The following is a 9,893-nucleotide window of genomic DNA, read 5'->3' as shown; positions in this document are numbered from 1 at the left end:
TCACTGCGAGAGATCGGCTGTGGCGGACGGGGAGAGTGGTTTCGGGGCGCTGTGGCTGCGGGTCACCGCGCGCAGCAGCGGACCGGTCAGACCCGTGGTGACCACAGCCATGACGACGAATATCGCGAACAGGGTGGAATTGAGGATGCCCAGTTGCCGGCCGAGGTTGAGCACGATGAGCTCGGTCAAGCCCCGGCAGTTCATCATGATTCCCAGCGCGAGCGCGTCACGACGCTGTTCACCGACCACCAGGGCCGCACCGGCGGCGCCGATCACCTTGGTGGCCACGGCGACGGTGATGATCACCGCCGTGGCCAGGATCGTGGAGGTGCCCACGGCAAGCCCCAGATCGGTGCGGACACCGACCACGACGAAGAACAGCGGCAGCAGCACCCACATCGTGACACCGTGCAGCTTGGTGGCCAGACCGGTCACCAACGCCGAATCGCGCGGCATCACGATTCCGGCGAGGAAGGCGCCGAAGATGGCGTGCACACCGATCGCTTCGGTGGCCAGCGCGGCGGCCAGCACGAAACACACCAATCCCGCGTATATCGCGACCGGGGGTTGCTCGGATCGCTCGATGCGTGCCAGCAGCCGCGCCAACAGGGCGCGCACGAGGGTGAGCATGGCCACGGTGAACACGACCGCCAACACCACCGACCGCACCGCCGGCAGCACCGAACTCTGGTGTGCGATGGTGACCACGACCGCCAGCAGCGACCACGCGGTGAGATCGCATATCCCCGCCGCGCCCATGCCGATACTGCCCAGCCGCGTCCTCATCAGGTTCTGCTCGTCGAGGATTCTTGCCAGCACCGGGAATGCGGTGACCGCGAAGCACAATCCGATGAACAGCGCGAACGCGGTCGTGCCCGGTTGATCGGGCCGATAGCGCGTGTACAACCACCAGGACAGGACCACCCCGCCGAAGAACGGTAGTGCGATGGCCGAATGCCCGATGGCCATGCTGGTCGCACCCGCGCGACGCAGATCGTTGAGCGAGACCTCGAGCCCGACCAGGAACATGAACAAGGCGACACCGAGTTGGGCCATGGAGTCCAGGTGGGTCAATACCATCGACGGGAACAGCCACCCCTGCGCCTGCGGAGCCAGCGCCCCGAGCGCGGTCGGCCCCATCAACAGGCCGGTGATCAGTTCACCGAAAACTCTGGGCTGTCCGAGTTTTTCGGCGACCGCGCCACCGAGCGCGGCCGCTCCGACGACGACGACGACCGCGAGCAGCAGATGCGGCAACAGCGAAGCCGGCCTGCTCCCTGTGGCCGTGCCGGCGCCCAGCACGGCATGGCCGATCGGCACCAGCAGCAGCGCTGCCGCGGCCGCGGCGACGGGCAGTGCCACTACCAGAAGATAGGCCAGGACCACTCGTCTCATCGGTGACCTCGGTTCGTGTTCACGCGACGGGCAGGCGCAGCGGGGGGCCGTCCACTCCGTAGACCGGGCACCCGAGTTCGAGTTCGAACGGCGCGAACAGCGAATACTCGGAGTGTTCGCGCAGTCGTTTCACCAGCCGGTTCGAGTCGGTCCAGAAGTCACCGTTCAGGGTCAGGACCCGGTCCTTCTCCTCGAGTCCTTCGGCGGTCAACAAGGTCCGGATGTAGGTGCCCATGGTGCCGACGCGGGTGTCGTACACGGCGCGGATGAGCCGGTAGTAGGTCTCGTACCCGGTCTTGAAGAAGTTCGCGTAGCGGCGCTGGGCCTCGGCTTCACCGGCCTCGTTCTCGAGTATCCGGCGGGTCTGTTTGGCGGCTGCGCGGCCGGTGGCCAGCGCGAGATAGACACCGGCGGAGAACACCGGGTCGGTGAAGCAGCCCGAGTCGCCCACGACGAAGAACCCCGGTCCCGACACGGTATCGGAGTGGTATTCGAAATTGCGTTCGCCGCGAATGTCGTGCCACACACTGGTTCCCGTGAGACGTTCGCCGATGCGGGGCAGACGCGCCAGACTGCGGTCGAAGATCTCCTCGGCGGTGGAGGCGCGAAGGAGTGACACAGGTGTCATCGCCCCGACGCTGATGATGTCGTCTCGGATCGGGATCGCCCACATCCAGCCCTCGGCGTGCACACCGATCTGGGTGTCGCCCTCACGGGTCGGGTTGTAGCGTTCGTCGAGCCCTTCGAAGTGCTTGAACACCGCGGCCATCTTGAGGGTGTTGTCGGTGGAGCGCAGGCCCAACTGTCGGGGGATGACCCCCGCGCGGCCGCTGGCGTCGACGACGAAGCGCGCGGTGGCGGTCTCGGTGACGCCGTCGTGTTCGAATCGGACGCCGCTGATGCGTTCGCCGGTGAACAGCAGTTCCTTGACCGGGGTCTCTTGCAGGACGGTGACGCCGGGCGATTCGGCGGCGGCGTCGAGCAGGATCTGATCGAATCGGGCGCGCTCGACCTGATAGGTCCAGGTCCGGTAGCCGTCGGCGCCGGTGACCTCGAGATCGACCAAGCGGTTGCCCTCGGGCAGGATCAGATCCAAGCCGCGCTTGACCGGGAATCCGTGGCCGGACATCCGATCCAGCACACCGAGCAGCTCCAGCATGTCGGCGGTGTAGGGCAGCAGCGATTCACCGATGTGGAAGCGCGGGAAACGGTCCTTCTCCAGCAGCAGAACCGAGCGCCCGCCCTGCGACATGGTGATCGCGTAAGCGGCCCCGGCGGGGCCGCCGCCGATGACGATGGCATCGTATTCGCTGCGCAGGATCTCGTGCGGTGTCATGGTGTCCTCGTTTCGAGTTCGTGTGCGGGACCGTCGGTGGATGTGCGGGTATGGCGGGCCCACGCGGCCAGGGTGGGTTCGGCGGTGAAATCCTCGAGCGCCATGCGGATCCCGGCACGGCGCCACAGATTGATCACCCGCAGCATCCCCAGCGAATCCAGACCGAGATCGAGCAGATCGGCGTTCTCGGGAATCTGCTCGGGTTCGCGTTGCAGGACGGCGGCGAGGGTGGCGCGCACTTCGTCGAGGGTGGGTGGTCGGCCGGGTGGACGTAGCGACATGGTTTTCTCGGATCTGCTCGAAGAGGGCGGGATTTCAAGAGGATGCGGCCGCGGCGATCAATGCCTTCTTGTCGACCTTGCCCAGACCGGTCAGAGGCAGTTCGGTGACCACCTCGAGGCGATCAGGCAGTTTGTAGTCGGCGATACCGCGCTCCTGCAACGCTTTCCGCAGCTGTGACAGCGTGGGTGCGGTGTCGGTGGCTCGGATGTAGGCGCAGATGCGTTCTCCCACATAGGGGTCGGGGATCGGTATCACCGCGACCTGGTCGACGAGGGGATGGTCGAGAAGATAGCCCTCGATCTCGGCGGCCGAGACCTTGTTGCCGCCGCGTATGATCACGTCCTTGCGGCGGCCCTGCACGATCAGCTCTCGGGTGAAGGTGAGGCGTGCGAGGTCTCCGGTGCGGTAGAAGCCGTCGGCGGTGAACGCGGTGGCGTTGTGCTCGGCGGCGCGGTAGTAGCCGCGCAGAGTGTAGGGGCCTCGGGTCCACAGTTCCCCGGTCATTCCCGGGTCGAGGTCGGCTCCGTTGTCGTCGACGATGCGGATCTCGTCGTCGGGGGAGAGCGCGCGCCCTTGGGTACCCACGACGATGTCGTCGGGGTCGGTGTCGCGGGTCATGGTGATCAGGCCCTCGGCCATGCCGAATACTTGTTGGAGTCGCGCTCCGAACGCGGGGCCGACGGCGGCGGCGAGGTCGTGGTGCAGCGGCGCTCCGCCGATCTGGATCGTGCGCAGACTGCTCAGGTCCGAGGTGTCGTCGGTGACGGTGTCCAGCCACATCTTGGCCACGGCCGGGACCAGGGCGGTGACGGTGACGTGTTCGGCTTCGATGAGTTCGAAGCAGTCGGCGGGGACCGGATCCTGCGCGAACACCACCGTGCCGCCGACTCGGAGCGTGCCCAGGACTCCCGGGCAGCCCCAGGTGAAGTTGAACGCCACCGGCAGTGCCGTGAGATAGACATCGGTTCTGCTCAGCCCGGTCACCGCGGCCGCGGCCCGGGTCTGGTAGGCGTAGTCGTGGTGGGTGCGGGGGATCAGTTTCGGCAGGGCGGTGGTGCCTCCCGACAGCAGGAAGAACGCGACATCGCCGGGGTCGAGCGCCGGGCTCGCCGCCGGTTCGGCCTCGAGGCGTGCCAGTTCGACAGCGCCGTCGGGGATGTCCTCGCCGTGGACGAACAGGCGCAGGCCGGGGTGTTCGGCGGCCATCGTGGCAGCCAGGTGGGTGTAGTCGAATCCGTGGCTGTGGTCGGCCACGATGTAGGCGACCGCGTCGGTCATCGCGAGCAGATGGCGGATCTCGGTGGCCCGATGCGCCGCCAGCGCGAAGACCGGTTTGACGTCGATGCTGATCAGGGCGAAGAAGGTGATCACGAATTCGGGGATGTTCGGTAGCTGGAGCACCACCCGATCCCCCGCGACGAGCCCGTGTGCTCGCAGGCCCGCCGCGCGGCGGCGAACGAGCAGATCCATTTCGGTGTAGGAGATTCGGTGATCGCCGTGGACCAGCGCGGTGCGCTCACGATGGCGTCGCGCCCAGTCGCCGGGAAGATCGGCCAAGGTCTCACCGCTCCAGTGGCCGTGGTCGCGGTAGCGGGTCGCGACGTCGGCGGGCCAAGGGGTGCAGCCGTCGAGCATGAGAGGTTTGCTCCGTTCGATCGGTGGGCGGGTGTGGTCGGCGCTCAGCCGGCGGTGGCGGGGACCGGGGCGGCGGCGGGGACCAGGAAACGGGCGACGCTGTCGAGCTTTTCGCAGGTTTCCTCGAACTCGCGCTCGGGCCGGGACTCGCCCACGATGCCGGCGCCGGCCTGGAGCCAGGTCCGACCGCCGCGTCGATAGACCGCGCGCAGGACCAGGGCCGCGTCCATGCCGCCGTCGTCGTCGACGGTGAGGATCGCACCGCTGTAGAGTCCCCGCGGATGCGACTCGTGGGCGCGGATACCGGCGTAGGCGGCGGGCTTGGGGACACCGGAGGCGGTGACCGCGGGGAATACCGCGGCGAAGGCGTCCCAGGCGTGGCGTCCGGGAGCCAGATGCCCGGCTACCCGGGAGGCCAGGTGTTGGACGGTGCCGCGTTCGCGCACGGCCATGAATTCCTCGACGGTCAACGTGTCGTGGTCGCAGACGTCGCGCAGTTCGTCGTGGGCGATCTTCACCGAGATGGCGTGTTCGTAGATCTCCTTCGGATTGGACAACAACTCAGCGCGCAGACGCCGGTTGCGGGCGGGATCCTCGGTCAAGGCGCGAGTACCGGCCAGGGGTTGGCTGATGACTCTGCCCTTCGCGTCCACCGCCACGACGACCTCCGGGCTGAATCCCGCCGCCTCGATTCCTCCCAGGCACAGCAGAAACGAGCGGGCCGGAGTGTTGCCGCGGCGTCCGCGGTGATAGGTCGCGACGAAGTCGATGTCGCCGTCCACCTCGAAGGTGCGCGAGAGGATCACCTTCTGCAATTCCTCGGCGCCGATCGCGGCCACGGCCTCGGCGACGGCCCGACGGTAGTGGGCTCCGTCGGCACGGACATCGAGCGGGCGGGTGGGGGCGGCGACCGGTTCGCTCGCGGCGCTCAAGCACGCGGCCACCGCCTCCACGCCCGCTTCGTCGGCGCTGCGCACCAGCACACCGCGCTCATCGATGCGGACCTCGGTGTGCGGCACGACCAGGTGCAGCAGGCGCTGGTCCTGGATCGACGAGAGGTCGCCGTCCTTGGCGTAGGCGAGCTCGAACGCCGCCCACCCGTAAGCGCGCCACCCCGCCACCTCTATCCGGGCCAGCAGAGCACGGACCGCGTCGAGGGGCCGCCCGTCCCACTCCAAATGCACCCGGGTGGTGCCGCTGGTCAGGTGGGCGCCGGATCGGTCCAGGTGTATCTCGGCGCGGGCGCCGCCTGCGTAGCACCACTGGTGGGGCCGTTCGTAGACGATGTGCTCGCGATGCAAGCCGGCGGCGGCCAGACTCGTCACGGCGGTGAGCGGATCGACTGCCAGGGTGAAGTGTCGTTCGAGGTAGGGGCGCGCGGGTGTGCTCGTCATATCGGAGAGTCCTTGTCGCAGACGGGGAGTCCTTGTCGCCGGGTGTCAGGCGGTGACGGCCTCGGCGAAGTGGTCGATGATCTGTGCGGCCTGGGCGGGATTGAGCCGGGGGTCGCACGGCGGCGCGGGACTGGACGCACTGCTCGATTCCGGGGTCTCGTGGCATTCGGCGACGTCGTCGGGGCTGACCTCGAGGTGCAGGCCCGCGGGGTGGGCGCCCGCGGCGCGCAGCGTGTGCGCGAATCCGGTGATCTCGGCGCGCAGATCCGGCAGCAGACGGGTTTTACGGCCCCCGATGACGCGGGTGTTGGCGTGCATGGGATCGCACTGCCACAACACCGGGGCGCGGGACTCGGTGACGATACGCAGCAGCGGATCGAGCCGTGCCGCGATCGTGTCGGCGCCCAACCGGGTGATCAGGCTCAGCCGCCCCGGCTGGTGGCGGGGGTCCAGCGCGCGGGCCAGATCGAATACGTCGTATCCGGTGGCGGTGGGACCGATCTTCACCGCGACCGGGTTCGTGATCGAGGCGGCCCACTGGATGTGCCAATTCCACAGTCGCCGTGTCCGATCCCCGATCCACACCAGATGCCCGGTACCGGCGTAGGCCGTGGCCCCGCACTGGGTCAACGGCGCTTCGTAGTCGCGTAGCAGCGCCTCGTGGGAGACGAACGCCGTCCGGTCACCCTCGGCGGTGAGTGCCTCGAGGTCGGCGAGGGTGTCCAGGGAGTGGCGATAGGCCGACAGCAGGCGATGGGGATCGGGTCGTCGCGCTATCGCGTCGGGGTCGCGGTCGTTGACGGCGTCGCCGCGGTAGGTCAGCATCTGGGTGCCGTCGTCGGCCGCTTCGACTGCCTGACTGCGCGGTTTGGCGTATTGTCCCGCCATTCTCGTCACGAGTACCACCTCGCGGCCGGTTCGTTCGGCGAGGCGATCGGCCAGACTGCGATACAGTTCCCAGCGTCGTGCGATATGTCCGGTACCGGCCATGTCGAAGGTCTCGGCGCATTCCCCGATGTGCAGCACATGCGCGTGCCCGGCTTGGGCGCGAGCCAGCTCCCCGCACAGCGCGTCGATCCCGGCGGGCCGAACCAGGGGCGGCAGTTGCGCGAGATCGGTTCGCACCGCACCGATATCGCTGCGAGGGTCCCAGGGCGGCTGGTGTTCGGCGGGCAGATTCGCCAGCCCGGCCAGACGTGCGGCCGCCGGGCCCGTGGCGGTGCTGACCTCGACGTGATCGGAGAGTCGGCGCAGCATGAGGTTCCTTTGCTCGGACTAGCGGGGGAAGGAGGCGACGGCGGGGGTGGCGATCGTGGCCCAGTGCCAGGCCGGATCGAAGGCGGCGACCCGAATCTGCCGGCGCGCCGACAGACTCGCGGCGTGGCCGGTGGCGGCGGCGATGAATCCCGAGGTGCGGTGCGCTGCCAGCAGTTCGGGTTCGGTGAAGGGGTCGCTTTCACAGCGCAGCAGTCGCAGGTCGACGAATCCGCCGAAACGGTGCCCGTCGATCGTGACCGGTTGGGGGCTGCGGATGCTGAAACGCACCCGCGCGGCGACGTGGCCGTGGTGGTGTTGGTCGGAGTAGTAGGCGATGTCGGGGACGCCCGGCGCGACGAAGTAGTCGCGCGCGAGCACTTCGTCGGTCTTGGGTAGGTTGCCGGCCAGGAAGTGCCAGGAGTTGTACTGCATGCGCGCCGACATCGACCAGGCGATGTCGGCCAACGCCGCGGAGTCGTCGCCGAAGAAGCGGCGCGCGCGGGGGTCGGGCACGACACAGCAGAAGTACTCCGGCAGCTCCCACCCGACGATCGTGGGCCAGTCCTGGACCCGCATGGCCTCGATCAGAGCGCTCAGTCCGCGCAGTCCGCGGCTCATGGCGAAGTCGACCGCGAAACCCTCGCGGGCCGCGGCGACGGTTTCGTAGATCAACGATTCCAGTCCGGTGCCGAAATCACCGTGCGGCTGGATCAGCCACTGCGGGGCGGCGGCGAGGCTGTGACCGAGTTCGATGAACGTCTCGCCCTCGAGAGGCAGACATTCGCGCAGGCGTGAGCACAGCGCCGCTTCGAGGTCTCGGGTGCGTGTGGTGGGCGCGGCGGCCACGCGTTCGATCTTGTGCATCAAGGGCCCGTAGATCTCGCGGTAGAGCTGCACCGATCCGGTCAGTTCGCCACGGCGGGTGCGCAATTGCTGTGCCAAGGTGTGCAATGCTGCGATCCGCGGGGCCGTCACCGCCGGGATCGGGGTGGCGCCGGGCACCGCGTTGTAGCTGCGGCGGGTCCGGTCGAGCAGCTCCGCGAGGTTGCCCGCGTCGATCTGGGTTCCGTTGACTTCCTCGATCCGTGCGTAGCCACCGGATCCGATCAGCAGGCTCAGGCAGACCACCACCATCGCCTCGGCGTCGGACCAGTCCGGAAGCGGGGTCGCGCGAAGAGCGCTGAGCACGCAGTCGGGGTGGCCGGCGAACAGCGTCTTGCCCGCGAGGTTGTTGCGTTCACGGAAATTGGTGTAAAGCTGATCTTCTCGGTACAGCACGAACGGCGCGGTGCGGCGGGCGGCGTCGATGAGTTCGTCGAGCAGTTGCTCGCGGCCGTGCGAGCCTGCGGCCGCCAACCAGGCTCGACATTCACTCACCGACTCGCGGTCCTCGATCGCGGCGCGCTCGGCGAGGTCTCGGTATGCCTCGACATCGGCGGCGGCCCACCGCAGATGGAACACGCCGTCGACGAGGTCGTCGCGCTCGGCGACGCCGGGGCCGTCGGGAACCCCGACCACGACCCGACCCGTCGTCGTCAGCCCGAGCGCACCGAGAAACCCCGATGCCTGTGCCGATCGCTGTCGATCGGCGATGTCCCAGCCCAGTCCGCGTGTCACCTGCAACGCCGCCCGCTCCGCGGCCGGCAGCGCCCGCAGCCCGATGTCGGCGGGAACCCGACGGTCCAGAGTCAACAACGTCGATACCGCGGCGTCGACATCGGCCGCCGCGGCGGCGGACTTCCACACCGACGCCAGCAAGGTCGGGAACCCCGCCGAACGGTCCAGGACACGGTCGGGGACCGGCGTGACGCCCGCTTGACGTTGCAGACGGCTTGGGCGGCGACTGCGGCGGGCCAGCGCCATCGCCTCGCGTCGCGACAGCCCGTCGTGGGTGTCCTCGCTCATCGCGCGGTCCCGCTGCTCGCGGCGACGAAGTCCCACATGTCCTGGCCGGTCTGTTCGTAGTCCTCGTCGAGGTAGATGCAGTCGACCGGGCAGACAGCGACGCATTTCGGGCAGCCCGAGCAGAGTTCGGGCACGATCACGACCCGCAGACCACTGTCGAATATCGCGCCGAACTCGGCGGGACAGCTACGCACGCAACTGTCGCAGGTGATGCATTCCGCGGACTCGATCCGCCGTGGCGGTTTCTTCCACGCGGAATTCCTCGACCTCGATTCGATTCGTTCCGATCGAAGAGCAGTGGATTCGGGAAAATCTTTCGGCGGATTGGACAATTCCGGTCTCCCTGGCGCGCGATTCTCAACTATTTCGGGCGGCGCATTCAGCGGTCATCGACGATGCGTCGGAGAATATGACGTAAGCCGTCGGCGGCGACAGCTCCGTGATCACAGAATCTGACAACCGGAGGGCCACCGTCAAGCAATCGCCGGCGAGCATTCCCGAACAATACGTCGATGCGGGATCGGTACCGTCCGAGTGAAGAATGTCGCAGTTGAACAGTTCGACCGGAGAATTTCACAGTTGAACGGAACCGTGGCCGTGCAGGTGTTCGGGTCGGGTGGTGGTGATATCGGAAGGTAGCGGCCTACCATTCGCGGGAAACCGTGCGCTTCGGGAAAGGAATGCGATCG

At 67.9% G+C, this 9,893-nt stretch carries 8 protein-coding genes; all 8 read right to left on the bottom strand.

Going from position 1 to position 9,893, the window contains the following annotated elements:
• The 8 genes from ON30_RS33415 to ON30_RS41910 are packed head-to-tail and all read right to left on the bottom strand — an operon-like array spanning nucleotide 1 to nucleotide 9,536.
• Nucleotides 1–1,395, bottom strand: coding sequence for a cation:proton antiporter domain-containing protein (locus ON30_RS33415; protein ID WP_082393586.1), 1,395 nt, complete (start codon nucleotides 1,393–1,395; stop codon nucleotides 1–3).
• Between the two features lie 19 nt (nucleotides 1,396–1,414).
• The gene (locus tag ON30_RS33410; protein WP_051030354.1) at nucleotides 1,415–2,731 is read right to left on the bottom strand and encodes an NAD(P)/FAD-dependent oxidoreductase; all 1,317 of its coding nucleotides are present in this window, start codon (nucleotides 2,729–2,731) and stop codon (nucleotides 1,415–1,417) included.
• Nucleotides 2,728–3,012, bottom strand: coding sequence for a phosphopantetheine-binding protein (locus ON30_RS33405; RefSeq protein WP_054816782.1), 285 nt, complete (start codon nucleotides 3,010–3,012; stop codon nucleotides 2,728–2,730). The genes ON30_RS33410 and ON30_RS33405 overlap by 4 nt, the downstream gene beginning before the upstream one ends.
• A gap of 34 nt (nucleotides 3,013–3,046) precedes the next feature.
• Complete coding sequence (locus tag ON30_RS33400) at nucleotides 3,047–4,648, bottom strand: (2,3-dihydroxybenzoyl)adenylate synthase (protein ID WP_040714274.1); 1,602 nt, start codon at nucleotides 4,646–4,648, stop codon at nucleotides 3,047–3,049.
• Between the two features lie 44 nt (nucleotides 4,649–4,692).
• The gene (locus ON30_RS33395) at nucleotides 4,693–6,042 is read right to left on the bottom strand and encodes a salicylate synthase (RefSeq protein ID WP_040714273.1); all 1,350 of its coding nucleotides are present in this window, start codon (nucleotides 6,040–6,042) and stop codon (nucleotides 4,693–4,695) included.
• 45 nt (nucleotides 6,043–6,087) lie between these two features.
• Nucleotides 6,088–7,299, bottom strand: coding sequence for a 3-deoxy-7-phosphoheptulonate synthase (locus ON30_RS33390; RefSeq protein WP_051030352.1), 1,212 nt, complete (start codon nucleotides 7,297–7,299; stop codon nucleotides 6,088–6,090).
• 18 nt (nucleotides 7,300–7,317) lie between these two features.
• Nucleotides 7,318–9,204, bottom strand: coding sequence for a hypothetical protein (locus ON30_RS33385; RefSeq protein ID WP_040714272.1), 1,887 nt, complete (start codon nucleotides 9,202–9,204; stop codon nucleotides 7,318–7,320).
• A complete protein-coding gene (locus tag ON30_RS41910; RefSeq protein WP_040714271.1) occupies nucleotides 9,201–9,536 on the bottom strand; it encodes a 4Fe-4S dicluster domain-containing protein in 336 nt (111 codons plus the stop codon). The genes ON30_RS33385 and ON30_RS41910 overlap by 4 nt, the downstream gene beginning before the upstream one ends.
• Nucleotides 9,537–9,893 lie beyond the last annotated feature (357 nt).

Source organism: Nocardia takedensis NBRC 100417 (assembly GCF_000308695.1).
Lineage (GTDB): Bacteria > Actinomycetota > Actinomycetes > Mycobacteriales > Mycobacteriaceae > Nocardia > Nocardia takedensis.
This window is presented reverse-complemented; position numbering and strand designations above follow the sequence as displayed.

Excerpts from the sequence above, each read along its gene's own strand:
- ON30_RS33400 (WP_040714274.1), bottom strand. The coding sequence starts at position 4,648 with ATGCTCGACGGCTGCACCCCTTGGCCCGCCGACGTCGCGACCCGCTAC.
- ON30_RS33395 (WP_040714273.1), bottom strand. The coding sequence starts at position 6,042 with ATGACGAGCACACCCGCGCGCCCCTACCTCGAACGACACTTCACCCTG.
- ON30_RS33390 (WP_051030352.1), bottom strand. The coding sequence starts at position 7,299 with ATGCTGCGCCGACTCTCCGATCACGTCGAGGTCAGCACCGCCACGGGC.
- ON30_RS33415 (WP_082393586.1), bottom strand. The coding sequence starts at position 1,395 with ATGAGACGAGTGGTCCTGGCCTATCTTCTGGTAGTGGCACTGCCCGTC.
- ON30_RS33405 (WP_054816782.1), bottom strand. The coding sequence starts at position 3,012 with ATGTCGCTACGTCCACCCGGCCGACCACCCACCCTCGACGAAGTGCGC.
- ON30_RS33385 (WP_040714272.1), bottom strand. The coding sequence starts at position 9,204 with ATGAGCGAGGACACCCACGACGGGCTGTCGCGACGCGAGGCGATGGCG.
- ON30_RS33410 (WP_051030354.1), bottom strand. The coding sequence starts at position 2,731 with ATGACACCGCACGAGATCCTGCGCAGCGAATACGATGCCATCGTCATC.